A 23,845-nucleotide genomic window follows, 5' to 3' on the forward strand; every position below is an offset into this window, starting at 1 on the left:
CTCCCGCGACCGTCCGGTCGTCGCCGGCGACGGCCCGGCGGCTACGGCGCGTCGGGTCGCGCCGCGTCCGGAATCGCGTACGGTTGGCCACAGCCGTGTATCTCGAGCGTACACGACGGACAGACGGTGTGCTTCTCGCGGCGGTGGGCCACGGACTGGCGCTGTCGACGCTCGTCGGCCTCCAGTCGCTCCCGGACGTCCGCCGGCAGCTCGGTGAAATCGACCAGTGCCGTCTCACAGGCGGGACACGTCGGTTCGGTCATACCCGACGCCTAGTCGGCCAGCCACTAAACGGCACGCATCGGTGCTGTCCGTGGCCGGTGGCCGACCGATGCCGTCGACGGCATCGGCCGAGGGACCGCTCGCCGACACCCCAGTCGTTCGGAAGATATAGGGGTATGTGTGTCCGACGTTCCGGATATGACCGACACTGGGCGCAAGCGGCCGTGGCTCGCCGCGACGCTCGCCCTGCTCTACCCCGGTTTGGGACACGTCTACCTGCGGGAGTGGCTTCGTGCGGTTCTCTGGTTCGGCCTCGTCGTCAGCACGTCGATGCTGCTCATCGGTGACGAGGTGGTGGCACCGATTCAGGACGGGTTCACCGTCGACGGCGTCCTCGCCGTCTCGAGAGCGCTGCCGGTCGAGGTGGCGGTGGCGCTGCTGGCCATCAGGGCGCTCTCGATGGCCGACGCCTACCTGATGGCGACCCGAGAGAACGAGGCCGCCGACGTCGTCGAGGGGGCGAAGTGCCCCAACTGCGGGAAGGAGCTCGACGAGGACATCGACTTCTGTCACTGGTGTACGACCGAACTCGAACGGCCGCAGGCGAACCCCGACAAGTAACGCGTGGTTCGGGACGGAGACGCACGCTGGCTGTTGGTCGGCGTCGCCGCGGCCGTCATGGGTGCGGCGGGGACCTACCAGTTCGTCTGGACGACGGTCAGCGGTGCCGTCGGAGCGCGCGTCGGCGCGTCGCCGGCCCAACTGGGGACGGTCTTCACCGCCTACGTCGTCGGCCAGACGCTGGTCCAGTTCCCCGCGGGGAGCGTCAGGGACCGCTACGGCCCACGGCCGGTGCTCCTCGCGAGCGCGCTCCTGCTGTTCGTCGGCTACGCCGGACTGGCGCTGGCGGAGTCCTACGCCGTGGCCGCGGTCACCTACGGCGTCGGTGGGCTCGGCTGCGGGAGCGCCTACACCGTCGCGGTCAACACGCCCGTGAAGTGGTTCGACGACCGGCGCGGCCTCGCGACGGGCGTCGTCACGATGGCCTTCGGCGGGGCCAGCGTCGTCGTCATCCCGCTGGTGGGGCCCCGTATCGAGGCGTCCTACGCCGGGACGCTCCTCGGGCTCGGGGCTGTCGTCGGGCTCGTGGGCCTCGTCGCGGCGCTCGTCGTCCGTGACCCCGACCGAGCGGGCGAGCGCACATCGCCGAACCGGAGCGACCGGCCCGAGACGTCGCCGGGCGTCGGGTGGCAGACCGTCGTCCGGACGTGGCAGTTCTGGGTGCTCTTCGGCGTGATGACCGTCGTCAACGGCGTCGGCCTGATGCTCATCGGGCAGTCGGTGGGGTTCACGACGGGGCTGGGCCTCTCGGCGGCCACGGCGACGACCGTCGCCTCCGCCGTCGCACTCGCGGACGCCGGCGGCATCGTCGTGATATCCGGCCTGTCCGACCGGTTCGGGGGCGAGCGGACCGTCGGCGTCTCGCTGGTGCTCTGTGGCGCTTCGCTGGGCGCGGCAGTGGTGGCCGGCACCGCCGGCGTCGCGCCAGCGTTCGTGCTGCTGGTCGGCGCGACGGCGTTCTTCAGGAGCCCGGCCTTCGCCGTCGTCCCGTCGCTCGTCGGCGAGTACTACGGACGAGCGCGCTCCTCGGAGAATTACGCGCTCGTCTACTCGGCGAAGGTCCCCGGCGGCGTCTTCGGCGGGACGGTGGCAGGCGTCATGGTCGCCCGACTCGGGTGGGTCGACTCGTTCGCCATCGGGGCCGGCCTCCTCGTGGTCGCCGGCCTCGCGGCGCTGACGCTCCGACCGGGGACACACAGCGAGGAGCGGGCCGAGACGACCGCGGACGGGTGAGAATCCAGTCGGACCGCCGCGACGGCTCGTCACGCCGGCGCAGCGGCGCGGTGCGAGCGTTACTTCTCGATGATGCTCTCCTCTATCTTCTCGCCGAAGTGCGTCGCCGTGTCCTCGTAGTGGACGAGGATCTCGTCGCCCGGTTCGAGGTCGGTGACCGCGGTGCGACCGTCGCGGGTGTGGACCTTGATGGTCTCGGCGTTCTGCAGGAGCGTCTCGATGCGGTCGCCGGCCTCGGTCTCGGCCTGTACCCGGAACATCGGGCGCTTCTCTATCTTCGCACGGCCGACGATGGCCTCGCGGGTGTGTCCCTGTGCGTCGACTATCTGGACCTCGTCGCCGGACTGCAGTTCCGAGAGGTACTTCGTCCCGCCGTCGGGTGTGCGGACGTAGGCGTGGACCGCGCCGGCGTTGACTCTGAACGGCCGCGAGGCGACGTAGGGCGACTCGGCGGTCTCGGCGTGGACGAAGAAGAGCCCGCGCGCCATCGACCCGACGAGCATCCCCTCGTCGTGTTCCATCAGCGTGCCCGTATCGATGCAGACGCGGTCGGCGGAGCCCGTCTGTTCGACCGCAGTGACCTCGGCGTACTCCAGTTCGAGCTGCTCGCGGCCCACCTCGTCGCGGACCTCGACGGTCTTGCGTATCTCGTCGACGTCGTCGGTGTCGAGCAGGACGCCGTCGGCGCCGCGCTCGAGCGTCTCGTAGGCGGTGCGGGCGTCCTCGGCGGAGGTGACCCCGGCGATGAGGTCCGTCTCCTCGCCGACGCGGGCGATGAGGTTCTCCAGCGGGATTATCTGCCAGTTCTCGCTGACGACGATGGTGTAGTCGGCCTCCGTCGCGACGGCCTCCGCGAAGGCCTCGTAGTCCTCGTCGAAGATGCGGACGTAGCCGCCCTCGGGGGCGGCCCCGTTCTGACGGAGCGCAGAGAGGTCGGCGGAGCCAGAGAAGTCAGAGGGGAGGTCGACGGTGCCGTCGCCCTCGCCGTCCTTGCCCACGACGGTCGCGTCGGCGTTCGACTCCCCGGCCTCGGCCTCCATGACGTGGACGTCCCCGTTCGTGAAGGCCGCGACGTCGACGGCGCCGAGGTCCTGGACCCGCTCTACGTCCTCTTCGTCGACCAGTACCCAGTCGACCCCGGCCTCCAGGCCGGCGGTGATGCGCCGCTTTCGCGTCTCCCAGTCGCCGACCTCGTCGTCGGCTTTGAGCCACACGCTTCGTGTCATACCGCCACGTCCGCGACGGCGGGGCTTGAACGTGGCGGAACCTGCAGGCGGCCCGAGGACGGCCCCCGGCGCGGCCGCCGACCGCCGCTGGGCCGGCGGCGGCCAATATTCACGAGTGAAACTGTGGCCCCTAGAGTTATCACTGAGAATGATAGACTCTAAATGTAACATAAGGGCAGATAGCTGGTAACAATGGTCACGAATCACGTCTACACGGTGGCGGGGGCGAAAGGGGGAGTTGGGAAGACGACGACCAGTATCAATCTCGGGGCGGCACTGGCCCAGTCGGGGTACTCGACAGTCACCGTCGAACTGGACCTCGCGATGGCGAACCTCGTCGACTTCCTGGAGATAGACATCGACGTGACCGAGGCGACGACACTCCACGACGTCCTCGCGGGCGACGCGGAGGTAGAGGCCGCCATCTACGAGACCGACACCGGTCTGTCGGTGGTGCCCAGCGGGACGGACCTGGCGGGCTACGCCGGGACGGACCTCGACCGGCTGCCCGAAGTCGTCGAGACGCTCCGATGGCACCACGACGTGGTCCTTCTGGACACCCCCGCGGGCCTGAGCGAAGAGACGATGCGACCGATACAGCTGGCCGACGACGTCCTCCTCGTCTCGACGCCCCGCGTGGCCTCGATACGCAACGTCCGGAACACGCTGGAACTGGCGGACCGCGTGGACACCGACGTCCGCGGCCTCGTGCTGACGAAGTCCGGAACGGGCGCCTCGCCGGGAGCCGACCGAATCGCGGACTTCCTCGACGTCGAGTTGCTCGGGCATGTCCCGGAAGACGACGCCGTCCCCCACTCGCAGGACAAGGGGCTGCCCGTCATCTCGAACGCGCCCAAGAGCGGCGCGGCCATCGCCTACCGGAAGATAGCGCGCCAGCTGGTCGACCACCCGCCGACGCCGGATGCGACGGCGGATGAGGTCGACGCCCCGGAGCCGGAGAACGCCCGCGATTCCGAGCAGCCCGACGGTGAAGCCGACGACGGGCAGACCGTCGCGTCGGAGGAGTACGGCCGGGCAGTGTCGGTCGGTCCCGTAGAGGCGGACGCGGAGGCGGAACCGGGACAACAACGGTCACCCGCGGACGAACAGGCGGCCGCGGGTCCCGACCCGCAGCCGGCCGATTCGGGGCGAGCGGACGGCGCCACATCCTCGGAGAAGGACCCGTCCGCAGGGGCGTCGGTGGCCGACGACCACGCGCCAGAACCGGCCACGGAGACCGACGAACCGGCCCGCGAGGAGACGACCGCCGACGGCGGGGCACCGACCGCGCCGGCGAGCGAGGCGGAGCAGGCGTCGGCGACGGACGGTTCCGGCGACGACACCGACCGGTCCGCCCACGCCGACGGGACGAGCAGCGACGAACAGAGCAGTAACGGGTCGAGCGACGCCGAACGGTCGGCCGGTGCACGGACGGCCGAGGCTGCCGAGAGGGAGGGTGCGGCAGAGAGCGAGACGACCGAGGACGACGGCACGTCGCTCGGCGCCCAGATACGGTCGCTGTTCGGCTTCTAGGCCTCGACGGCGAGGCCGGCCTCGTGGAGGGCGTCGGCGGCGTCGGCGTCGTCGTGGACGACGCTGGCGACGGCGCGCGTGATCTTCTCGGGGTCCTCGTGCTGGAAGATGGAGCGGCCCATCGAGACGCCCGATGCCCCGGCGTCGACCGCGCCGCGGACCATGTCGAGCGTCTCCTCGTCGGTGCCCTTCGCGCCGCCGGCGATGACCACCGGGAGCGAGGTTGACTCGACGACGTGCTGGAAGCTCTCGGCGTCGCCGGTGTACCCCGTCTTCACGACGTCGGAGCCGAGTTCCTCGGCGAGTCGGACGGCGTGGCCGACGTACTGGTTGTAGTCGTCGGCGTCGGGGTCGATGTCCGGCCCGCGGGCGTAGGCCATCGCCAGCACCGGCAGCCCGTAGCGTTCGGCCTCGCTGGTCAGGTCCGAGAGCGCGGCGATCTGCTCGCGCTCGTACTTACTGCCGACGTTGATGTGGAAGGAGACGGCGTCGGCGCCGGCGCGGATGGCGTCCTCTACGGTGCCGGTCTGGCGCTTGTCGTTCTCGTCGGGACCGATGGTCGTCGACCCGTTGAGGTGGACGATGTAGCCCGCGTCGTTCTTGTGCGGGTGGACGCGGTCGGCGATGCCCCGCTGGGTGAGGACGGCGTCGGCGCCGCCGCGCGTGATGGCGTCGATGGTCGATTCGATGTCCTTGAGCCCCGTTACGGCGCCCATGGTGATACCGTGGTCCATCGGGACGACGACGTACTGCCCGTCTGTCCCGATGCGTTCGAGTCGTGCGCGTGTCCCTGCGTTCATGATATGCGAGAGTGTGGCAAGAACGATTATGTGCGTTCCGGTTGCGGCCGTTCCTGTGCCCCGCGGAGTGCGCCCTGCTTGAGTTCGCGGGCGAGTGATTCGAGTCGGTCGGCGACCGCCGCGGTGGAATCGCCGTCCTCGTGACCCTCGGCGACGATGTCGACCAGCGCGGAGCCGACGATGACGCCGTCCGCACCGGCGGCCACGATCTCCTCGGCGTGCTCGCCGGTCTTGATGCCGAAGCCGACGGCTTTGGGCACGTCCCAGTCCGAGAGCCGGGCCAGCGACGCCTCGGTGGCGTCGTCGACGTCGTCCCGCGCGCCGGTGACGCCCAACCGGGCCTGCACGTAGACGTAGCCCGACACCTGTTCCAGCATCCGTTCGAGGCGGTCGCCCCGGGTCGTCGGCGCGACGATGAAAACGAGGTCCAGTCCGAACTCGTCGCAGGCCTCGCGGAGCGGGGCGGCCTCCTCCGCGGGCAGGTCGGGGACGACGAACCCCTCGATGCCCACGTCGGCGGCCGTCTCGACGAAGGGCCGGGGGCCTTCCTCGTCGCCGTACTGGTAGATGAGGTTGTAGTAGGTCATACACACCAGCGGCACGTCGACGTCGAGGTCCTCGACGAACTCGAAGAAGCGGTCGGGGGTCATCCCCGACTCCAGCGACCGGACGATGGCGTCCTGGATGGTCTTGCCCTCGGCGATTGGTTCCGAGAACGGCAGGCCGAGTTCGATGACGTCGGCCCCGCCCTCCGCGAGGGCCTCGACGTAGGCAAGCGAGTCCTCGTAGTTCGGGTCGCCGGCGGCCAGATACGGCACGAAGGCCGGTTCGTCCGCGAAGGCGCGTTCCAGCCCCATCAGATGCCACCTCCGCCGACGCGGTTCAGGATGGACATGTCGGGCGCGATGTCGAGGTCGCGCTTGCTCGTCTCCTCGATGACCGTCTCGAGGTCCTTGTCGCCGCGGCCGGAGACGTTGACGACGACGGTGTCGCCCAGTTCGTCGTGGTGCTCCTCGAGGTAGCCGAAGGCGTGGGCCGTCTCCAAGGCCGGGATGACGCCCTCGTCCTGCGAGAGGCGGTGGAAGGCCTCCAGCGCGGCGTCGTCGTCGACGTTGACCGGCGTCACGCGGTCCTCGTCGACGAGGTGGGCGAGTTCCGGGCCGACGCCGGCGTAGTCGAGTCCCGCCGAGACGGAGTGTGACTCCATTATCTGGCCGTCGGAGTCCTGGAGGAGTTTCGTCCGCGCGCCGTGGAGCACGCCCTCGTCGCCCGTCGAGAGGGTCGCGGAGTTGGGCGCGACGCCCTCGTCCTCGTCGACCTGCAGCGAGGAGCCGCCGGCCTCGACGGCGACGAGGTCGACCGACTCGTCGGGGACGAACTCGGCGAAGGCGCCCATCGTGTTCGACCCGCCGCCGGCGCAGGCGAGGACCGAATCCGGGAGGCCGCCAGTCTCTTCGATGGCCTGTTCGCGGGCCTCCTCGGAGATGACCGCCTGGAAGTCCCGGACCATCTTCGGGAAGGGGTGCGGGCCGACGATGCTCCCGATGACGTAGTGGGTGTTCTCGACGGTGGTCGCCCAGTCCCGCATCGTCTCGGAGATGGCCTCCTTCAGCGTGCCGCGGCCGACCGTGACCGGGTTGACCTCGGCGCCGTTGATACGCATGCGGAAGACGTTGGGCCGCTGGCGCGCGATGTCGGTCTCGCCCATGTATATCTCGCAGGGCATGTCCAGGTGGGCGGCGGCCATGGCCGTCGCGGTGCCGTGCTGTCCGGCGCCCGTCTCTGCGATGATGCGCTCCTTGCCCATGTACTTCGCCAGCAGGACCTGTCCGAGTGCGTTGTTGAGTTTGTGCGCGCCGCCGTGGAGGAGGTCCTCTCGCTTGAGGTAGACGTCCGTGTCGTACCGGGCCGAGAGTTGCTCGGCGTACTGGAGCGGGGTCGGGCGGCCGCCGAAGTCCGCCAGCCGCTCCCGGAACTCGTCCATGAAGCCGTCTTCGTTCTCCAGTACGTACCGTCCGTAGGCGTCGGCCAGCTCCTCGATAGCCGGCATCAGTGCCTCTGGCACGTACTGTCCGCCGTACTCGCCGAACTTGGGGTCGTGTGCGTCGTCAGTGCTCATGTCTGTGTCTCCGCGTCTGTCAGCCGTCGCGTGTTCTCGGCCACGTCCGAGTCGCCGCCGTGGTCCATGATAGCCGACCCGACGAGCAGTGCGTCGGCGCCGGCCGCGCGCATCCGTGCGACGTCGTCCGGTGTTCCTATGCCGCTTTCCGCAATGAGGGTGACGCTCTCGGGGGCCGCCTCGGCCGCCCGCGGGAACGTCTCGAGGTCGACCTCCAACTGCGCCAGGTCGCGGTTGTTCACGCCGACGACGTCGGCGCCCGCGTCGACCGCCCGCCGGACCTCCTCGGCGGTGTGGGCCTCGACGAGCACCTGGAAGCCCCGCTCCCGGGCCGCCGAGAGCAGGGTCTCGAGGTCGTCGGTCCCCTCCTCGTCGAGGAACCGGACGATGAGGAGGACGACGTCGGCCGCGACCACGTCCAGTTGGGCCTCGTGGAGCACGAAGTCCTTCCGGAGGACCGGCACGTCGACGGCCTCTCGCACCCGCTCCAGCGTCGCCGCGGACCCGCCGAAGTGGTCGGGTTCGGTCAACACCGACAGGGCCGCCGCGCCCCCGTCGACCATCTGCTCGGCCAGGTCGACGGGGTCGTCGGTCCGCTCGCCCTCGGCGGTCGGACTCGTGGGCTTGACCTCCGCGATGATCGGAACGCGGCCGTCGGCCGCCGCGGCCTCGAAGGCGTCGGTGAGCGACCGCGCCTCGACGGCGACCCGGTCGCCCCCGCCGCCTCGCTCGCGTGCCGCCGCGAGTATCGACTCGACTTCCCGTGCCAGTCCCGCATCGGATTCCATTACTGAACATTAACGTACAGAAGTGTACATAAGTGTTGTCGTCGTCGGCCGGTGCCAATCTTGAAGGCCCGACCGGCCCTCGACGCCACCATGGAGACTCCGACGAGTGATGCAGGCATCTACGCCCGGGAGTCGGCGTATCTGGACCGGTTCGTCCAGTTCGGCGAGGCGGGCGACCGGGTCATCTCCCTCTCGTTCCCGACGGCGCCCGAGGCCGACAGTCGGGATGACCACCCGCTCCTCGACCGCATCGAGGACTACCTCAACGGCGCCGAGGACGACTTCGCGGACGTGACCGTCGGTCTGACGGTGCCGACGGGCCAGCGCAAGGTCCTCGAGGCCGTCCGGGAGATCCCCTACGGCGAGGACGCGACGGTCGAGCAGGTGGCCCGGATGACCGCCGGCATCGACCCGAGCGAACAGGACGACCTGACGCAGGTCCGCGAGGCGCTGGCGGCCAATCCCGTCCCGCTGCTGATTCCCGACCACCGCGTCCGGGACGGTCCCAGTGCGGCGCCGCCGCCGGTCGAACAGAAGCTGCGGGCCGTCGAGGGGCTCTGACGGGGCCTCCGGCACCGCTCAGCCGAGCGCCGTGAGCCGGTCGACGCCCAGCCCCTCGTGGACGACGAGCTCCAGCGCGTTCACGAGGTAGTGGGCGACGACGACGGCGAGGAGGCTGTCGGTCACCACGAACAGCACCGCCAGCGCCGCGCCGAGCACGCCGGTGACGACGATGCCCGCCCGTCCCTGTGCGCCGTGCCCGAGCGCGAACGCCACCGACGAGAGGAGGACCATCACCCAGGCGGGCGCGCCCAGTCCGGCGACGGGGACGCCGATGGCCGCCGCCCGGAAGAGCAGTTCCTCGACGACGGCGATGGTCGGGAGGACGAGTCCGAGCAAGACCACCCACCCGCCGGCCGAGTCGGGCGCGAGCAGCTCCCTGAGCGACTCGTCGAAGGCGATACCGAAGCCGTCGGCGACCACCGCCGCGAGTTCGTTGCCGACCCAGAACCCGACGCCGGCGGCGACGCCGAGGCCGAGCGCCGGCAGTCCCGTCGAGAGCGGCGCCCCGGTGACGCCGAACGCCGAGAGCGGAATCTGGAAGTAGAACCCGCCGCCCACCAGCAGGGCGCCGAACAGCCCCTGTGTGAGCGCGACGTTGGCCAGCAGCGCACCGGGCGAGACGTCGCCGGGAGAGAGCTGGGACTCCAGGTGTGCGCGTCGCCGTGCGACCGCCTCCGTCTCGAAGCGGGGAATCGTCGGGTCCCGCGGACCGTCCGACTCGACGCCACCGAAACCGTCGGTGCGAGCGGCCCGGTCGCCGTCGCTCCCGGGGAGCGCACGCTGTGAGAGTCGCGCGAGCGCGAGCAGCGCGGTTAGAAGGAATCCCGTCAGGCCGACGAAGGCGGCCCACTGGGGCATCTACTGCGGGCTGGGACTGCCGCTACCCTGTCGTCCGACCTCGTGTTCGAGCGCCTTGCCCGTGATGGACTTGAGGCGGTCGACCAGCGAGTCCTTCTCGGGCTCGCCGGCGAGGGCGACCTCCAGCACCTCTGAGATGTGGGAGACGGGGATGATCTCGATCATGTCCTCGTACTCCTCCTCGATCATCACGTCCTGCGTGTTGGCTTCGGGGATGATGACCGTGTCGAGGCCGGCCTTCGCGGCGGCCTCTATCTTGTGGGTGACACCGCCGACCGGGAGCACGTCGCCCCGGACCGACAGCGACCCGGTCATGGCGATGTTCTGCTCGACGGGGACGTTCTCCAGCGCGCTGATGACCGCGGTGGCGACGGTGATGGAGGCGGAGTCGCCGTCGACGCCGCCCTCACCCGCCTGCACGAACTGGATGTGGACGTCCTTCTCGGAGATGTCCTCGTCGCTGAACTTCTTGATGATGGCCGAGACGTTCTGGACGGCCTCTTCGGCCATCTCCTGCAGTTGGCCGGTCGCGATGACCTGGCCGGGGCCCTGCGAGGGCGTCACTTCGGCCATCACGGGGAGGACGATACCGCTGTCCTCACCCATGACCGCGAGGCCGTTGACGCGGCCGACGACGTCGCCGTCGTTGACCGTGAGCTCGTAGTCCTTGCGGCGTTCGATGTAGTTGTCCGCGAGCTGTTGCTCGATGGAGCGGGAGCGGCGCTTGGCCTGCAGCACGTCCTCGCGCGTGGTGAAGTCCTTGTCCTCGGCGCGGGCGATGTCGCCGGCGACGCGGACGAGGCCACCGAGGTCGCGGAACTTCAGGGTGAGGTGACCCTTCCGGCCCGCGCGGCGGCGGGCCTCGAGGATGACCTCCTCGACTGCCTCCTCGGTGAAGTGGGGCAGACGGCCGTCGTTCTCGACCTCCTGGGCGACGAACCGGGTGTACTTCCGGCGCATCTCCGGGTCGTCCTCGATGGTGTCGTCCATGTACACCTCGTAGCCGTACCCCTTGATACGGGAGCGCAGCGCGGGGTGCATGTTCTCCATCGCGTCGAGGTTCCCGGCCGCGATCATGATGAAGTCACACGGGACCGGTTCGGTCTGGACCATCGCGCCGGAGGAGCGCTCGGACTGGCCGGTGATGCCGAACTCGCCCTCCTGGATGGCCGTCATCAGCTTCTGCTGACTGCGGATGTCGAGCGTGTTTATCTCGTCGACGAACAGCACGCCCTTGTTGGCCTTGTGGATGGCGCCGGGTTCGACGCGGTCGTGGCTCGGCGTCTCCATCCCGCCGGACTGGAACGGGTCGTGCCGGACGTCGCCCAGCAGCGCACCGGCGTGGGCGCCGGTCGCGTCCTCGAACGGCGCGGTCTTCTGGCTGGCGTTGTTGACCAGCAGGTTCGGGATCATCGCGTCGCTGCCGCGAGAGCCGTAGCGGAAGGCGAGATAGATGACACCGGCCGCGAGGATGCCCAGCAGCAACTGCTGGACGATGATGAGCGAGTAGCCCATCACGATGGCGATGATGATCCACATCAGGAAGGTCCGCATCTGGTTGCGCTTGCGGGCCTCTTCCTTGTGTGCCTCGACGATCTGTTCGCCCTTGCCGCCGGGGACGGTGCGAACCTTCGGCTCGTTGCCGTCGTCGGGGTTGTGGTAGACGAGCACGTCCTGCAGCTCCTCGCGCGGGAGCAGCTGGCTCATCGCTTTCGCGAGCATCGACTTGCCCGTCCCGGGCGAGCCGATCATCATCACGTGGCGGCGCTGCTTGGCCGCTTTCTTGATGACGTCACGTGCGTGGTCCTGTCCGATGACCTGGTCTACGAGACGCTCTGGCACCTCGATCTCGGCGGTCGAGTCGATATCGAGACCGCCCAGTAGGTTCTCCTCGTCGTCCTGGAGGCTGGATTCTCCCTCCACCTCGACGTCGCTGCCGAGAGTCGTATCCGACGTTGCTCCGTCCCCGTTCGTGGGCTCGTCGACCGATGGCTCGGACGGCTGCTCGTCGGTCGTCTCGTGACCGTCGTCGACCGTCCTGGGCTCGTCGGCGTCCTCGCTCTCCCGGTCGGGGTCGGGAGCCGCGTCAGTGTCGGTGTTGTCGCTCATACAAACGTTGCTAACACTCTGTTGGAAGGACTGTCGACTGATATACTTTCTCCCCGCGTCCGACCTTGCCACACCCCCGTAATCGCATGACAGCGCCGGGGTAAGCGGTTCCGAACGGGCGACGGATGGGCCGTCGTCGGGTTTATCAAACCACCCACCACACACTCGGGTATGCGAGGGTTCTACATCGGCCGCTTCCAGCCGTATCACGACGGCCACCACGCGATGGTCGGCCGCATAGCCGACGAGGTTGACGAACTGGTGCTGGGCATCGGCAGTGCGGACGACTCACACACGACCCACGACCCGTTCACCGCGGGCGAGCGCATCATGATGATAACGAAGGCCGTGAAGGACTTCGACCTGACCACCTACGTCGTCCCGTTGGAGGACATCAACCGCAACGCGGTCTGGGTGAGCCACGTCCAGAGCATGTGCCCGGACTTCGACGTCGCGTACTCGAACAACCCGCTGGTAGTCCGCCTCTTCGAGGAGAGCGGTATCGAGGTGCGCCAGTCGCCCATGTTCGACCGGGACAGGCTGGAGGGGTCGGAGATACGTGAACGGATGATAGCCGACGAGTCGTGGCGGGACCGCGTCCCCGACCCCGTCGTCGCCACCATCGAGGAGATAAACGGCGTCAAGCGGCTCCAGCACGTCTCGGACTCGGACTCGCTGGACCGCTACACCGCCGAGGACGAGACCGTCGACGAGCCGACGATCGGCGACGAGGGATGATAACGCTCAGCTCCGACTTCGGCTCGCCCTATCCGGCGGCGATGAAGGGCGTCATCTGCCGGGAGAGCGACGCTCGCATCGAGGACGTCGCCCACGACTTCCCCCGGCAGGACGTCCGCACGGCGGCGTTCTGGCTGACGCAGACGCTCCCGTACTTCCCGCCGGCCGTCCACTGCGTGGTCGTCGACCCCGGCGTCGGCACCGACCGCGACGCGATAGTCGTCCGCGCGGGCGAGCACGCACTCGTGGGGCCCGACAACGGCGTCCTCATCCCGGCGGCCCGCGAACTGGCCGACGAGTTCGAGGTGTTCACCTGGGCCTACGACGACCCGGCGAGCTCGACGTTCCACGGCCGGGACGTGTTCGCCCCCGCGGCGGCGACGGTCCACGACGCCGGCGTCGACGCCCTCGGAGCGCTCGCGGATGCCACGCCGACCGACGCGTACGAGGACCTGCGCTTCCCGACCCCGACCGTCGAGGACGACCGTGCGACGGGCGAGGTGCTGGTCGTCGACGACTTCGGGAACGCTATCACGAACGTCCCGGGGGACGTCCTCGCCGACCGCTTCGGCGGGGAGGTCGCGGTCGACGGCGCGCCCGTCCCGGTAAGACGCGCCTACGCCGCCGTCGGTGCCGGCGACCGTCTCGTCACCGTCGGGAGCCACGGCAACGTCGAACTCGCGGTCAACCGCGGCCGGGGCGACGACGCCTTCGGCGTGGCGGTCGGCGACAGCGTCGCTCTCCGCTGGTGAGGCGAAGTCGTCCCGCGCGAGGTTGTGGGGATGGAAGGGACCGTGGTCGGCGAGGAGTGAGAGCCCGTGTGGGTCCGGCCGACGACCGATACGTTTTAGTGTTTTAGGCCCGCCTAAACAAACACATGGTGAACCCGGCGGCACGGTGGCGGACGGGTGGCCCCCGCCCGAGCGACGAGACAGTCGCCACCAGCCGGCCCGTGGTCACAGACCGAGCGACGGGAGGTGTTCCCTGAAGTCGTCGACCCCCCGCAGTTCGGCCTTCGCGGCGACGGCTACCGTGGGCACGGTTCGTCGGTCCGGTCGGACCGACGGCGTCGCCGCACCACGAGTTCCGACTCGTGCCCATTTTCACTCGCGGTCCCAGCGACGCCGGGGGTCGACCGACGCCCGGCACTCAGTTTACGACTTCCTCGACGGCCAGTTCCTCGAGCAACAGGAGCAGGTTGTACGCCGCGGTGGCGAGGAACCCGGCGGCGAGATAGACGACCACGGGACGTCGGTTCCCGGCGACGGTGACGAGGAGGGACACCGCCGCCAACGTCCCGCCCGTCGCGACGACGTGTATCGTCGAGGCGACCAGCGAGGACTGCGCCTCGGGCGGCGCCGCCGTCTCCGAGACGCCCCGGAACGCGAGCACCGCGAGCGTCCCGAACCCCGCCAGCGCGCCGGCGACGTACGCCATCGCCCACGTGACGCCGGGGATACCGAACGTGTGGATGAGCAGGGCCCCGCCGCCCCATATCGACAACGTGTAGCCGTACGCCTCTGATTCGGCCGCCAGGTTCGACTCCAGGCGAGTCCGTGCGTCCATCGGGCCGACCGAGACGCGCGAACGGAGTAAAAGTTCAGTCTCCGAGCCCGACCGTCTCCGTGAGGCCCCCGTCGGCCACGTCCAGCTGTTCGACTTCTCGCTCCAGATACGAACGCTCGAAGTACACCAGTTCGACGGCGAAGACGACGACGGCGACCACCAGCACGGTGTAGAAGGTGTTTGGCTCCCGGTTGTACAGGTTGTACAGCATCAACGGGAAGAACGCCGTCGCGCCGAGGGCCCCGACCGCCGGCAGGACGGTGCTCACCGCGTCCTCGCGTTGGCGGAAGGCGAGGTAGCTCATCCCGCCGAACACGAGGATGAACGAGAGCGACGCGAACGAGGTGATGGCACCGAGGCTCCCGACGGCGGAGAACGCGGCCGTGACGCCGCCGATGAACAGCATCGTGCGCTCGGGCGCGCCGTCCGAGTCTGCGTCGCCGAGGTCGTCGGGCAGGAGGTCGTCTGTGAGCATCCCCTTCGCGAAGTGCGCCGCCGAGAACAGCGTCGCGTTGATGGCGCTCCCGGTGGAGAACAGCGCCGACACCGAGAGGAGGACCGCGCCGGCCGCGCCGAGGCCCCACGGCGACAGCATCGTCGAAGCCGCGTCTTTCAGCGCGACGTGCGGGTGACTGGTCAGCGCCTGCGGCGCGAGGTTCACGGTCACGACGCCGACGAGGACGTAGACGACGACGGCCGCCGGGATGGAGATGTACACCGCCTTCCGGATGGTGTCGACGGGGTCCGCGATGCGCCCCTGGTCGTAGAACAGCAGTTGCCACCCCTGAAACGCTACGAACGAGATGGCGGCCGCCACGATGGGGCTCACGGTCGTGAGTCTGCCGAAGCCGAGTTCGAGTGGCTGGCCGCTGTACCCGAAGGCGTACACCAGGCCGAGGACGCCGAAGCCGACCAGGATGGCGACTTTCAGCGCCACGAGGACGTTCTCGGCGACGCCGGTCGTGCGGGCGCCCAGCAGGTTCAGCCCGACGAACCCGGCGACGGCCAGCACCGACACCAGCGGCCGAATCGGCAATCCGGCCACCGACTGCGGGAGTCCCAGGGTGATGGCGAACTCGGCGAACGCGAAGGCGTACATCGCCATCGACCCGACGTAGCCGAACAGCAGCGTCCAGCCGACCATCCCCGCGAGCGTCGAGTTGCCGATGTACTGCTGGACGAACGACACCGACCCGCCGTGGGTGTCGCTCTTGGCGTTGAGCCGGTTGTACGAGTAGCCCGCACACATCGCGACGACGCCGGCGAGGACGAACGCCGCCCACGTCGCCGTCATCGTGATCTGCGTGACGACGCCGAGGACGGCGTATATCCCGCCTCCTATCATGCCGCCGAGGGCCATCGAGACGCCCTCGGTCAGGCCGAGGTCGGAGTCACTCATTCCGTCGTGGCCGTTCTCGCCCCGCTCGGGAATACGCCACGCCTGCATGTGCAAGTCACGGGCGCGGGTCACACGGGACGTGAATCCGGAAAATCGGCCGAGCAGTCGTCACGGACGACCGCGCGCGACGGCCGGTGGCGTGCGGCGATACTGCTTGCGGTCGGTGGTCGGCGACGGCCGTCTTAGCTCGACGAGATGACGTCGTCGATGCGGACGATCATCGTCGCCGCCTCGGTCGCGGAGTCGATGGCCTCGCGCTTGACCGCCGCGGGGTCGAGGATGCCGTACTCGACGGGGTCGCCGACGACGCCCGTCTGGCCCTCGCTGATGACGCCGGCGATGCCCTCGCTCTCGTGCTCCGAGCGGAGGTCGACGAGCGCGTCGATGGCGTCGAGGCCCGTGTTCTCGGCCAGCGTACGGGGCAGGACGTCGACGGCGTCGGCGAACGCTTCGACGGCCAACTGCTTGCGGCCCTCGATGGACGCCGCCGTCGAGCGGATGTGGTCCGCGATGGCGATCTCGGTCGCGCCGGCACCGGGGACGACGCCGCCGGCGTCGAGCGCGGCGACGACGACGTCGAGTGCGTCGTTGAGTGCGCGCTCGATCTCGTCGACGACGTGGTCGGTCGAGCCGCGGGCAAAGACCGTCACGGACTCGGCGGCCGCGCCGCCCTGGATGAACGTGACCTCCTCGTCACCGTGCTTCTGGACGCTGATGCTGTCGGCGTGGCCCAGCGCGTCCTCGGAGAGCGCGTCCACGGAGCCGAGCCGCTTCGCACCGGTCGTCTCGACGACGTCCTTCGCGGTCGAGGAGCTGACGCTCTCGATGGCGAGGACGCCTTCCTTCGCGAGCTGGGAGGCGACGCGGTCCGCGATGTCGTCCGTGACGAAGACGACGTCGGCACCGGAGTCGACGATCGCCTGTGCGTAGCCGCGGAGCTCCTCTTCCTCGGCGTCGAGCGCGGCGTTGAGCTGGTCGACGTTGGTGACGTTGTACTCGGCGTCGACGTTGCTCTCGCGGACGTCGAGCTCGGTGTCGAGGACGGCGACGGACGCGTCCTCGACCGAGCGGGGCATGTTGTCGTGGACGGGCGTGTCGTCGATGATGACGCCCTCGACGAGCTCCGTCGCGGACGTGGCCGCGCCCGTCTGGGTGTGGATCTCGATGTTGTCGCGGACGACGCCGTTGTCGCTCTTGGCGTGCCGGACGGCCTCGACGACGACCTCGGCGAGGCGGTGGGCGTCGACGTCGCCCGTGCCCTTCCCCGTCATCGAGGACTCGGCGACCTCGACGAGCGTGTCGTCGTCGAGGTCGACGTCGAGCACTTCCTCGTCGATGGCTTCCTGTGCCAGCTGAGAGGCCTCGTGGTACCCCTCGACGATGGTCGTCGGGTGGACGTCGTCGTCGAGCAGGTCCTCGGCCTTCGCGAGCAGTTCGCCGGCCAGGACGGACGCCGTCGTGGTCCCGTCGCCGACCTCGTCCTCCTGGGTCTCGGCGACCTCGACGATCATCTGTGCGGCGGGGTGCTCGATGTCCATCTCCGAGAGGATGGTGGCGCCGTCGTTCGTGATGACGACGTCGCCGCTGTCGGAGACGAGCATCTTGTCCATGCCGCGGGGACCGAGCGTGGTACGTACCGACTCGCTGACGGCCTTGCCGGCGGAGATGTTCGACGACTGTGCGTCCTTGCCGTGTGTGCGCTGGGCGTCCTCGTCGAGAATGAAGAGGGGCTGGCCGCCCATGCGTCGCTGGCCAGATGACATAGCTGTGTAACCTCACCTAAATCATCGTAAGCGGTTCTATATAAAGTTTTTGAAGGTGCGTCCGGTCGAGTCCGCACCCGACCGGCAGACGTGACACCGATGCGGCGGCCCGACCGGGTCCGGCCGGCCGCGCCCGGCCCGATGATTTAATACCGGGTTCCGCACACAGTGGGGTAGATGCTGGAGTTGGAACACGGGTTCCGGGTCGTCGACGTCCACGCGCGGGTCGAACCGGACGAACAGCGCCGGCCCAGACCCGGACTGGGCGACCCCGAACAGGTCGAACGGGAGATGCATCAGGCGGGGGTGGTCCGTAGCGTCGTCCACCCGGACACCCGCGACGGCGGGTATCTGAAGGCCAACAACGCCGTCGCCCGCATGACCGTCGAGCGGCCGCTCGTCGCGTTCGCCAGGTTGAACGGCGCTCGCGACGCCGGCAGCGGCCCCGGGTCGACGCTCCGGAACCTCACCAGCAGCCGTGGCGAGCAGCACACGTCGCCGGAAGACGTCGAGAAGTACGCCTACGACGACCGGTTCGCCGGGTTCAAGCTCCACCCGCCGGAAGACGGCCTCCCCGACGAGGAGGTACTGGCCGAACTCGCCGACGTCGCTCTCCCGGTCCTCGTCCACGGCGGGGAGTCCTTCCCGCCGAGCGCCGTGGCGCGGGAACTGCTCGACTACGAGTTCCCGGTCGTCCTCTCGCACTTCGGTGCCCACCCGCTCCGACGGGAGCTGATGGACGAGGCCATCGACCTGCTGGGCCGGTACGACGACCTCTATCTGGATACGAGCGTCGTCCGTTACCGGACGCCGCTGGAGCGGGCCATCATGGAACACCCCGACCGGGTCCTGTTCGGCAGCGGGGCGCCGAGCGCCCACCCGAACGTCGCGGTGATGGAGATACTCACGCTCGACGTGCCGGAGGACGCGATGAAGAAGGTGTTCTCGAACAACCCGGGCCGCGTCGTCGACGAACTCGCGCCCTGAGTCACCGCCGGTCGTAGACTGCGACCGCGCGGTCGGCGCGGACGGAGCGTCCGTTGGGGTTTCTGACGTCGCTGCGGTCGCGATAGCGCGCGACGAGCCCGTCCTTGCTGCCGAGGCCGAGTCCGCGGAGCACGTCGCGGCCGGTGCCGAGCCACTTCGACGGCGGCGTCTCGCCGCGGGCGACGTCCTTCAGCGCCTCGGCGCCGTCCCGCACGGCGTGACTGAGGACCCGGCGCGCGACGGTCGGTCTGACCCCGTAGTTCTTCAGCAGGCGGTAGGCCAGCGAGCGGTACTTCCAGTCCCAGTCCGTCTCGCGGATGCCGCCGTCGGCCTCGAACTCGCGGCTGACGCACATCCCGGCGTCCCAGTCGACCGTGTAGCCGCGTGCGGCCAGCCGGTGGGCCACGTCGCGGGACCCGCCGATCTCCAGGTACTCGTCGAACCCGTCCAGCGCGTCGATAGCCGTCCGGCGGAACGCGACGTTCCCGGGGTTGAAGTACGTCACCGCTCTGCCGGCTATCGTCCGCGTCTCCTTCGACTCGGTGGTCATCCCCGCGACGAGTTGCTCGTGGGTCGGTCCGGTGACCGCCTCGCCCGATTCGACGCCGGACCGGACCGCCTCGGCCCACCCGGACTCGACGGAGAGGCTCTGGCTCACCATCGCGACGGCGTCGCCCGTCGCCCGGTCCAGCCCCGCGTTGCGCGCGACGTTGACCGAGCGGTCCGCTATCTCGACCAACACGTCGACGTCGTCCCGGTCGCGGACCATCCCCGTCGTCCCGTCGGCCGAGGGGCCGTTGACGACGATGGTCTCCGCGTCGGGCACCTCCTCGGCGAGTGCGTCCAGACACCCGGCCAGTTCCTCGCGGCCGTTCAGCGTCGGGACCACCACCGATAGCTCCATACTCCTCGGTTGCTCTCTGGAGGCGCTTAAAAGTCGCGGGCCGCGGCGGCCCGCTGGGTCAGGAACAGGTGACAGAGCGGTTATAAGTCGGCAACTGTGTCGCAATCGACGGACGGTACCCGCAGACGGCCCTGATAGTGCAAGCCGAGCGGGTCAGACGTGCGTGTTCCAGTACGACACCGATGCCAGTTTGTCACCGAGGGGCGTCCCGCCGATGGCGGTGTCGATAGAGCGGAACGAGGCGGCCAGCTCGTTCGGAATCTTCCGGTAGAAGCCGTAGGGGAGCACCCAGTCGTGGGACTCCTCGGTGAGTTCCAGTCCCGCGCCGTCGAGCAAGCGGTCTATCTCCCACCGGGAGTAGAGCCGAGACCCCATCGGGAGCGCCCAGTTGTACAGCGACCGCGTCGAGAACCGGTTGAACGTGTCGAAGAACACCTGTTCTTTGGCGACCCGGCGCATCTCCGCGAGGAACGCGGCGGGCGTATCGGCCAGGTGGAAGAAGCGCATCGCCAGCACCGTATCGAAGTAGTCGTCCGGGAACGGGAGACGGGCGGCGTCGCCGCGCATGAACTCCACGTGGTCGGCGACGTCGGCGGCCTGTGCCTTCTGCCGGCCCTGCTGGAGCATCGGGCCGGAGATGTCGAGGCCGGTGATGTCCGCCCCGCGTTCGGCGAGCATCACGGTGAACCGACCAGTGCCACAGGCGACTTCGAGAACCTTCTTGTCGTCGACCGGGCCGATGGCGTCGAGCACCGCCTGTTTCTCCCGGCGGTCGATGAGACGGCCGCCTCGGGAGAACCGCTTGGCCTCGTACTCTTCGGCCACGGTGTCGGCCTGGTACCACTCCTGCCCTTTCACGCTACAATCGTCGCCGCCGGGGGGATAAAACGATACTGGAATCGGAGTTCGGTGTGGCCGTCACCGCCGTCAGCGCGGGGCCGAACGTCCCGTCCGGTCGCCAGTTCCGCCCCGGGCGGGACCCAGCGACGGCGAGCCTGTATAAGGAGACATTATACACATTTCACAATCTGTATTGTTTGGTCACACATATAGCCAAGTTTTACCAGTGTAGTTGGACCAGCGTTCAGTATGAGCACCACGACCACCGAGGACGTAACTGCTTCCCCGTTCGCCGAAGACGAGTTCCGCGACCGCCTGCGCGAACTCCCGCCCAGTGCGAAGCTCGTCGCGAAGGTACTCGAAGACGACGCACCGCTCTCGCAGGGCCAGCTCGCGGAGTCGTCGCTCCTGCCGGACCGGACGGTCCGGTACGCACTGAACCGCCTCGAGGAGTCCGGACTCGTCGAGTCGCGGTACAGTTTCACCGACGCACGCAAGCAGGTCTACTTCCTCACAGCGTAACTGCCGACCCACGGAGTTTTCCTCGCCCGGGGCGACACACCGCTGGATGACGTGGACACGCTTCGACGTCCCGGTGGCGACCCGCGCACCGACCGGCCGGACGGCCGCGTACCTCGGCACCGGGCCCGACGCACTGCTCGTCGACCCCGCCGGCCGGACCGACGCGCTGGACGACGCCGTCAGCGACGCCGACGTCGGCCACGTCGCGGTCACACACCATCACCCGGACCACGTCGGCGGGGTCGCACACTACGCCCGCGAGACGGACGCCACCGTCTGGGCGCGCCGCGGGCGTGCGGACGCGTTCGAGTCCGCCACGGGCGTCACTGCCGACCGCACCTTCGCCGAGGGCACGACGATACCGGCCGGCGACGGGGTCGAAGTCCTCGGGTTGCCCGGGCACGCGCCGGAACACGTCGGCTTCGCCACGGAGTCCGGCGTCGTCAGCGGGGACGTCGCCGTCGCCGAGGGGAGCGTCGTCGTCGGGGCACCGGAGGGCGACATGCGGGCGTATCTGACCTCGCTCAGACGCCTCAACGCCCGGTGCCCGCCACGCCTCTACCCCGGCCACGGCCCCACCGTCACGGAGCCGCGCGAGGTGTGTTCGCGACTCCTCCGTCACCGTCTGGACCGCGAACGACGGGTCCGTGCGGCGGTCGAATCGGGTGCGACGACCCTCGACGAGGTGCTCGACCGTGCCTACGAGAAGGACCTCGGCGGCGTCCGTGACCTCGCGCGGGCCACCGTCGTCGCACACCTCGAGAAGCTGGCCGTCGAGGGTGCGGTACGCTGGGACGGACGGACCGCGACGCCGGCGTGATGACGCGACGCTCGTCGGCGGCTCCTGGTAGGCACCCTCCGTTCGTGTGTGAGTAAACATTTTGAGAGGTGTGTAACTATTACCATGGTAACGGTTACACCCACTCTCCGGAACGCTATGGCGAGTTAGCTGGCGTGTACATTGGTACCACTCGCCGCTACCTCTCCGAAATCATATACTTTTTCACCGGCGGAGTGCAACGTCCGTGTATCGACGCCGGCCCCGTGGCCGGTCCCCGTTCAGACACCCATGACACGACTCTCACCCACGCCGCCCGCGTACGGTACGACGACCACAGACCGCACAACGCTCGGCTCCGCACTGGCGTTCCCGCTCGTCCTGACGACGCTCGTCCTCCTGGCGAGTTACCCGCTGCTGACCACGGCGGTGCTCCTCGCCATCGGCGCCCTCACGAAGGCCACGCAGCTCGGCCTCGCGGCGGTCGTTCGGCGGGCTGGCGACCGTATCGGCCGGTTCGAACTGCCGGGCATCGGCACGGTCAGCATCCACATCTCGCCGCGATAGCCGGACAGTCACCCGCTCGACGTGACGCGCCCTTTTTGCCCGTCGACGCCAACGAGTAGCCATGGAGTCGCTCGAATCCGAGCTCGAACGCGCCCGCGAGTTAGACGTGGGAGCGCTGGCCGACGCCATCGAGACCATCGGGTTCGAGTGTACGCGCTGTGGGGCCTGCTGTAAGGCCGGCGAGACGGCCTGTGGCGACGACGGCGAGGCCGACCCCGAACCGCACACCGCGACGGTGTTCCCCGACGAAGTTCGGGCGCTGCAGTCGGCCGGCGACTACGACTTCCGTGACGTGGCCCGTCCGATGCCCTACGGCGTCGAGGCGACGCCGGACGGCCCACAGGGCGAGACGTTCGAGTGGGCCCTCCAGACCGACGACTGCGGCGACTGTACGTTCTACGCCGAGGACGACGACGGCGTCGGCGCGTGTACCGTCCACGGCGACCGGCCGCTCATCTGCCGGACCTACCCGTTCAGCGTGGCGCTCGGCGGGACCAGTCAACCGATGGGCGAGGCCGTCGACGCGGAGGGGATGGTCCGGGCCCACGAGTGTGAGGGGCTCGGCCGGGACATCTCGCGGGACGAGGCGGAGGAACTGGCAGCCGCGCTGAAAGAGCGGGCCGTCAGAGAACTCGAAGAGGCGATAGGAGTCCGCGAGAACTACCGACCCGTGGACGTGGCGGGCGTCGTCGTCCACGACTCGGAGGGGCAGAAGCGACCGGACGGGACACCGCTCGATGGGTCGTAGACGACGCAGTCGCTGTGGGGAGCGGCCACGACGTGGGGCGTGACCTACACGTCCTCGTCGAGAATCTCGCCGACGGCGAAGTTGGACTTGACCTCCGTCACCTCTATCTTCACCCGTTCGCCGATGTCGGCGCCCGGGACGATGATGACGTAGCCGCGTTCGACCCGAGCGATGCCGTCGCCCTGCTTGCCGATGTCCTCGATCTCGACGTAGCGGGTCTCGCCCGGTTCGACCGGCGGTTGTGGCTGGTCGGGCGGCGTCTCGGTCTCGGTACTCTCGGCAGTCTCGCCGCTCTCGGCGTCCGCGGAGATGAGCGCGACGCGGTACGTCCCCCCGGCGTCGACGGCCCCCGTCTCGACTTCCCGGCGTGGCACTTCGACGACGTAGCGGTCGCCGTCGTCGCTGACCTCAGCACTGAACAGACACAGGAGTTCGTCGGAGATTTCCAATGTAATAGACCTCCGTTCGGCATACTTGCCGCCCACTATTAAAGAACTGCCGGACGGTCAGACCGGAGTGTTCGACGGCGCACTCGCGTGTTTCCCCGACGTACCAACCCGTCCGGTATCGGGACGGTAGCCGTCATCCACGGGCCCATGCCGGCGCCAAAACCGCAAGACAGCGGCCCGTTAACCGACTGTACCAAACCCACTAAGGGTACACCTACCGAACCACCGAGTGTAGCAATGAGCGCGACTGCACAGGCGGCCGACAGCCCACTCTCGGACAAACAGCGTCGCATCCTGGAGTACCTCCAGTCGAACGCCGGCGAACAGACGTACTTCAAGTCCCGTCTCATCGGCGACGAACTGGGACTCTCGGCGAAGGAGGTCGGGACGAACATGACTGCCATCGCCAGCGGCGACCACGACATCGACGTCGAGAAGTGGGGCTACTCCTCCTCGACGACGTGGATGGTCGAGGCCTGATACAACCCTCGTAGTTCGGGATTCGATTACG

Annotated in this window: 26 protein-coding genes; 12 read left to right on the top strand and 14 right to left on the bottom strand. The window is 68.9% G+C overall.

Annotation, left to right across the window (positions count from 1 at the left end):
- Window positions 1-41: 41 nt before the first annotated feature.
- Window positions 42-263 carry a hypothetical protein gene (locus ACV7GQ_RS11645; protein ID WP_470310407.1) on the bottom strand — a complete coding sequence of 74 codons (222 nt, stop codon included), beginning with the start codon at window positions 261-263 and terminating at the stop codon, window positions 42-44.
- A 157-nt stretch (window positions 264-420) separates the two neighbouring features.
- On the opposite strand from ACV7GQ_RS11645, the gene ACV7GQ_RS11650 reads away from it, so the two are divergent.
- Together ACV7GQ_RS11650 and ACV7GQ_RS11655 are read left to right on the top strand one after the other, a co-directional pair.
- Window positions 421-843 (top strand): zinc ribbon domain-containing protein, encoded by a 423-nt coding sequence (locus ACV7GQ_RS11650; protein WP_470310408.1) that lies wholly within the window; start codon window positions 421-423, stop codon window positions 841-843.
- Between the two features lie 3 nt (window positions 844-846).
- Window positions 847-2,076: an MFS transporter gene (locus tag ACV7GQ_RS11655; protein WP_470310409.1), complete on the top strand. Its 1,230-nt coding sequence runs from the start codon at window positions 847-849 to the stop codon at window positions 2,074-2,076.
- Between the two features lie 59 nt (window positions 2,077-2,135).
- Here the strand turns inward: ACV7GQ_RS11655 and ACV7GQ_RS11660 are convergent, their stop codons facing one another.
- Complete coding sequence (locus tag ACV7GQ_RS11660; RefSeq protein ID WP_470310410.1) at window positions 2,136-3,302, bottom strand: 3-dehydroquinate synthase II; 1,167 nt, start codon at window positions 3,300-3,302, stop codon at window positions 2,136-2,138.
- A 192-nt stretch (window positions 3,303-3,494) separates the two neighbouring features.
- Here ACV7GQ_RS11660 and ACV7GQ_RS11665 point away from each other — a divergent pair, with 192 nt between their 5' ends.
- Entirely contained in the window at window positions 3,495-4,835 is a 1,341-nt protein-coding gene (locus ACV7GQ_RS11665; protein WP_470310411.1) for a P-loop NTPase, read from the top strand.
- Here the strand turns inward: ACV7GQ_RS11665 and ACV7GQ_RS11670 are convergent.
- The 4 genes from ACV7GQ_RS11670 to trpC are packed head-to-tail and all read right to left on the bottom strand — an operon-like array spanning window position 4,832 to window position 8,542.
- Entirely contained in the window at window positions 4,832-5,635 is an 804-nt protein-coding gene (locus ACV7GQ_RS11670; RefSeq protein ID WP_470310412.1) for a 2-amino-3,7-dideoxy-D-threo-hept-6-ulosonate synthase, read from the bottom strand. The genes ACV7GQ_RS11665 and ACV7GQ_RS11670 overlap by 4 nt on opposite strands.
- Window positions 5,636-5,661: 26 nt before the next feature.
- On the bottom strand, window positions 5,662-6,492 hold the full coding sequence (gene trpA, locus ACV7GQ_RS11675) for a tryptophan synthase subunit alpha (protein WP_470310413.1): 831 nt from the start codon (window positions 6,490-6,492) through the stop codon (window positions 5,662-5,664).
- A complete protein-coding gene (trpB, locus tag ACV7GQ_RS11680; protein WP_470310414.1) occupies window positions 6,492-7,754 on the bottom strand; it encodes a tryptophan synthase subunit beta in 1,263 nt (420 codons plus the stop codon). Before trpB ends, trpA begins: the two co-directional genes overlap by 1 nt.
- Complete coding sequence (gene trpC / locus ACV7GQ_RS11685) at window positions 7,751-8,542, bottom strand: indole-3-glycerol phosphate synthase (protein ID WP_470310415.1); 792 nt, start codon at window positions 8,540-8,542, stop codon at window positions 7,751-7,753. The genes trpB and trpC overlap by 4 nt, the downstream gene beginning before the upstream one ends.
- Window positions 8,543-8,632: 90 nt before the next feature.
- Here trpC and ACV7GQ_RS11690 point away from each other — a divergent pair, with 90 nt between their 5' ends.
- Window positions 8,633-9,103, top strand: a complete 471-nt coding sequence (locus ACV7GQ_RS11690) for an MGMT family protein (protein WP_470310416.1) — start codon at window positions 8,633-8,635, stop codon at window positions 9,101-9,103.
- A gap of 18 nt (window positions 9,104-9,121) precedes the next feature.
- On the opposite strand, the gene ACV7GQ_RS11695 is transcribed toward ACV7GQ_RS11690, so the two are convergent.
- Together ACV7GQ_RS11695 and lonB are read right to left on the bottom strand one after the other, a co-directional pair.
- The gene (locus ACV7GQ_RS11695) at window positions 9,122-9,964 is read right to left on the bottom strand and encodes a lysostaphin resistance A-like protein (RefSeq protein WP_470310417.1); all 843 of its coding nucleotides are present in this window, start codon (window positions 9,962-9,964) and stop codon (window positions 9,122-9,124) included.
- Window positions 9,965-12,073, bottom strand: a complete 2,109-nt coding sequence (gene lonB / locus ACV7GQ_RS11700) for an ATP-dependent protease LonB (RefSeq protein WP_470310418.1) — start codon at window positions 12,071-12,073, stop codon at window positions 9,965-9,967. It lies immediately after the preceding gene.
- A gap of 171 nt (window positions 12,074-12,244) precedes the next feature.
- Between lonB and ACV7GQ_RS11705 the strand changes: the two genes are divergently transcribed.
- Window positions 12,245-12,811, top strand: a complete 567-nt coding sequence (locus ACV7GQ_RS11705) for a nicotinamide-nucleotide adenylyltransferase (RefSeq protein WP_470310419.1) — start codon at window positions 12,245-12,247, stop codon at window positions 12,809-12,811.
- Entirely contained in the window at window positions 12,808-13,563 is a 756-nt protein-coding gene (locus ACV7GQ_RS11710; protein WP_470310420.1) for an SAM hydrolase/SAM-dependent halogenase family protein, read from the top strand. The genes ACV7GQ_RS11705 and ACV7GQ_RS11710 overlap by 4 nt, the downstream gene beginning before the upstream one ends.
- A 397-nt stretch (window positions 13,564-13,960) precedes the next feature.
- Here the strand turns inward: ACV7GQ_RS11710 and ACV7GQ_RS11715 are convergent, their stop codons facing one another.
- The 3 genes from ACV7GQ_RS11715 to thsA form a co-directional block, all read right to left on the bottom strand.
- Window positions 13,961-14,377 carry a hypothetical protein gene (locus ACV7GQ_RS11715; RefSeq protein WP_470310421.1) on the bottom strand — a complete coding sequence of 139 codons (417 nt, stop codon included), beginning with the start codon at window positions 14,375-14,377 and terminating at the stop codon, window positions 13,961-13,963.
- Between the two features lie 34 nt (window positions 14,378-14,411).
- The gene (locus ACV7GQ_RS11720; RefSeq protein WP_470310422.1) at window positions 14,412-15,776 is read right to left on the bottom strand and encodes an APC family permease; all 1,365 of its coding nucleotides are present in this window, start codon (window positions 15,774-15,776) and stop codon (window positions 14,412-14,414) included.
- 182 nt (window positions 15,777-15,958) lie between these two features.
- Window positions 15,959-17,518 carry a thermosome subunit alpha gene (thsA, locus tag ACV7GQ_RS11725; protein ID WP_470313160.1) on the bottom strand — a complete coding sequence of 520 codons (1,560 nt, stop codon included), beginning with the start codon at window positions 17,516-17,518 and terminating at the stop codon, window positions 15,959-15,961.
- Between the two features lie 198 nt (window positions 17,519-17,716).
- On the opposite strand from thsA, the gene ACV7GQ_RS11730 reads away from it, so the two are divergent.
- Complete coding sequence (locus ACV7GQ_RS11730; protein WP_470310423.1) at window positions 17,717-18,526, top strand: amidohydrolase family protein; 810 nt, start codon at window positions 17,717-17,719, stop codon at window positions 18,524-18,526.
- Between the two features lies 1 nt (window position 18,527).
- On the opposite strand, the gene ACV7GQ_RS11735 is transcribed toward ACV7GQ_RS11730, so the two are convergent.
- Entirely contained in the window at window positions 18,528-19,430 is a 903-nt protein-coding gene (locus ACV7GQ_RS11735; RefSeq protein ID WP_470310424.1) for a glycosyltransferase family 2 protein, read from the bottom strand.
- 153 nt (window positions 19,431-19,583) lie between these two features.
- The gene (locus ACV7GQ_RS11740) at window positions 19,584-20,288 is read right to left on the bottom strand and encodes a class I SAM-dependent methyltransferase (protein ID WP_220616902.1); all 705 of its coding nucleotides are present in this window, start codon (window positions 20,286-20,288) and stop codon (window positions 19,584-19,586) included.
- 231 nt (window positions 20,289-20,519) lie between these two features.
- Here ACV7GQ_RS11740 and ACV7GQ_RS11745 point away from each other — a divergent pair, with 231 nt between their 5' ends.
- The 4 genes from ACV7GQ_RS11745 (at window position 20,520) to ACV7GQ_RS11760 (ending at window position 22,885) form a co-directional block, all read left to right on the top strand.
- Window positions 20,520-20,792, top strand: a complete 273-nt coding sequence (locus tag ACV7GQ_RS11745; RefSeq protein ID WP_470310425.1) for a MarR family transcriptional regulator — start codon at window positions 20,520-20,522, stop codon at window positions 20,790-20,792.
- 46 nt (window positions 20,793-20,838) lie between these two features.
- Entirely contained in the window at window positions 20,839-21,612 is a 774-nt protein-coding gene (locus ACV7GQ_RS11750; RefSeq protein WP_470310426.1) for an MBL fold metallo-hydrolase, read from the top strand.
- Between the two features lie 249 nt (window positions 21,613-21,861).
- Window positions 21,862-22,137, top strand: a complete 276-nt coding sequence (locus tag ACV7GQ_RS11755; protein WP_470310427.1) for a hypothetical protein — start codon at window positions 21,862-21,864, stop codon at window positions 22,135-22,137.
- Window positions 22,138-22,198: 61 nt separating this feature from the next.
- Complete coding sequence (locus tag ACV7GQ_RS11760) at window positions 22,199-22,885, top strand: YkgJ family cysteine cluster protein (protein ID WP_470310428.1); 687 nt, start codon at window positions 22,199-22,201, stop codon at window positions 22,883-22,885.
- Between the two features lie 44 nt (window positions 22,886-22,929).
- Here the strand turns inward: ACV7GQ_RS11760 and ACV7GQ_RS11765 are convergent, their stop codons facing one another.
- Complete coding sequence (locus ACV7GQ_RS11765) at window positions 22,930-23,334, bottom strand: TRAM domain-containing protein (protein ID WP_470310429.1); 405 nt, start codon at window positions 23,332-23,334, stop codon at window positions 22,930-22,932.
- Between the two features lie 237 nt (window positions 23,335-23,571).
- On the opposite strand from ACV7GQ_RS11765, the gene ACV7GQ_RS11770 reads away from it, so the two are divergent.
- Window positions 23,572-23,814, top strand: a complete 243-nt coding sequence (locus ACV7GQ_RS11770) for a DUF7123 family protein (RefSeq protein WP_470310430.1) — start codon at window positions 23,572-23,574, stop codon at window positions 23,812-23,814.
- The last annotated feature ends 31 nt before the right edge of the window (window positions 23,815-23,845 follow it).

Source organism: Haloarcula sp. MBLA0163 (genome assembly GCF_055632435.1).

What these genes read in the sequence shown, in the direction of transcription:
- ACV7GQ_RS11645 (WP_470310407.1), bottom strand. Translation starts at nt 263, where the DNA reads ATGACCGAACCGACGTGTCCCGCCTGTGAGACGGCACTGGTCGATTTC.
- ACV7GQ_RS11650 (WP_470310408.1), top strand. Translation starts at nt 421, where the DNA reads ATGACCGACACTGGGCGCAAGCGGCCGTGGCTCGCCGCGACGCTCGCC.
- ACV7GQ_RS11660 (WP_470310410.1), bottom strand. Translation starts at nt 3,302, where the DNA reads ATGACACGAAGCGTGTGGCTCAAAGCCGACGACGAGGTCGGCGACTGG.
- ACV7GQ_RS11665 (WP_470310411.1), top strand. Translation starts at nt 3,495, where the DNA reads ATGGTCACGAATCACGTCTACACGGTGGCGGGGGCGAAAGGGGGAGTT.
- ACV7GQ_RS11670 (WP_470310412.1), bottom strand. Translation starts at nt 5,635, where the DNA reads ATGAACGCAGGGACACGCGCACGACTCGAACGCATCGGGACAGACGGG.
- trpA (WP_470310413.1), bottom strand. Translation starts at nt 6,492, where the DNA reads ATGGGGCTGGAACGCGCCTTCGCGGACGAACCGGCCTTCGTGCCGTAT.
- trpB (WP_470310414.1), bottom strand. Translation starts at nt 7,754, where the DNA reads ATGAGCACTGACGACGCACACGACCCCAAGTTCGGCGAGTACGGCGGA.
- trpC (WP_470310415.1), bottom strand. Translation starts at nt 8,542, where the DNA reads ATGGAATCCGATGCGGGACTGGCACGGGAAGTCGAGTCGATACTCGCG.
- ACV7GQ_RS11690 (WP_470310416.1), top strand. Translation starts at nt 8,633, where the DNA reads ATGGAGACTCCGACGAGTGATGCAGGCATCTACGCCCGGGAGTCGGCG.
- ACV7GQ_RS11695 (WP_470310417.1), bottom strand. Translation starts at nt 9,964, where the DNA reads ATGCCCCAGTGGGCCGCCTTCGTCGGCCTGACGGGATTCCTTCTAACC.
- lonB (WP_470310418.1), bottom strand. Translation starts at nt 12,073, where the DNA reads ATGAGCGACAACACCGACACTGACGCGGCTCCCGACCCCGACCGGGAG.
- ACV7GQ_RS11705 (WP_470310419.1), top strand. Translation starts at nt 12,245, where the DNA reads ATGCGAGGGTTCTACATCGGCCGCTTCCAGCCGTATCACGACGGCCAC.
- ACV7GQ_RS11710 (WP_470310420.1), top strand. Translation starts at nt 12,808, where the DNA reads ATGATAACGCTCAGCTCCGACTTCGGCTCGCCCTATCCGGCGGCGATG.
- ACV7GQ_RS11715 (WP_470310421.1), bottom strand. Translation starts at nt 14,377, where the DNA reads ATGGACGCACGGACTCGCCTGGAGTCGAACCTGGCGGCCGAATCAGAG.
- ACV7GQ_RS11720 (WP_470310422.1), bottom strand. Translation starts at nt 15,776, where the DNA reads ATGAGTGACTCCGACCTCGGCCTGACCGAGGGCGTCTCGATGGCCCTC.
- thsA (WP_470313160.1), bottom strand. Translation starts at nt 17,518, where the DNA reads ATGGGCGGCCAGCCCCTCTTCATTCTCGACGAGGACGCCCAGCGCACA.
- ACV7GQ_RS11730 (WP_470310423.1), top strand. Translation starts at nt 17,717, where the DNA reads ATGCTGGAGTTGGAACACGGGTTCCGGGTCGTCGACGTCCACGCGCGG.
- ACV7GQ_RS11735 (WP_470310424.1), bottom strand. Translation starts at nt 19,430, where the DNA reads ATGGAGCTATCGGTGGTGGTCCCGACGCTGAACGGCCGCGAGGAACTG.
- ACV7GQ_RS11745 (WP_470310425.1), top strand. Translation starts at nt 20,520, where the DNA reads ATGAGCACCACGACCACCGAGGACGTAACTGCTTCCCCGTTCGCCGAA.
- ACV7GQ_RS11750 (WP_470310426.1), top strand. Translation starts at nt 20,839, where the DNA reads ATGACGTGGACACGCTTCGACGTCCCGGTGGCGACCCGCGCACCGACC.
- ACV7GQ_RS11755 (WP_470310427.1), top strand. Translation starts at nt 21,862, where the DNA reads ATGACACGACTCTCACCCACGCCGCCCGCGTACGGTACGACGACCACA.
- ACV7GQ_RS11760 (WP_470310428.1), top strand. Translation starts at nt 22,199, where the DNA reads ATGGAGTCGCTCGAATCCGAGCTCGAACGCGCCCGCGAGTTAGACGTG.
- ACV7GQ_RS11770 (WP_470310430.1), top strand. Translation starts at nt 23,572, where the DNA reads ATGAGCGCGACTGCACAGGCGGCCGACAGCCCACTCTCGGACAAACAG.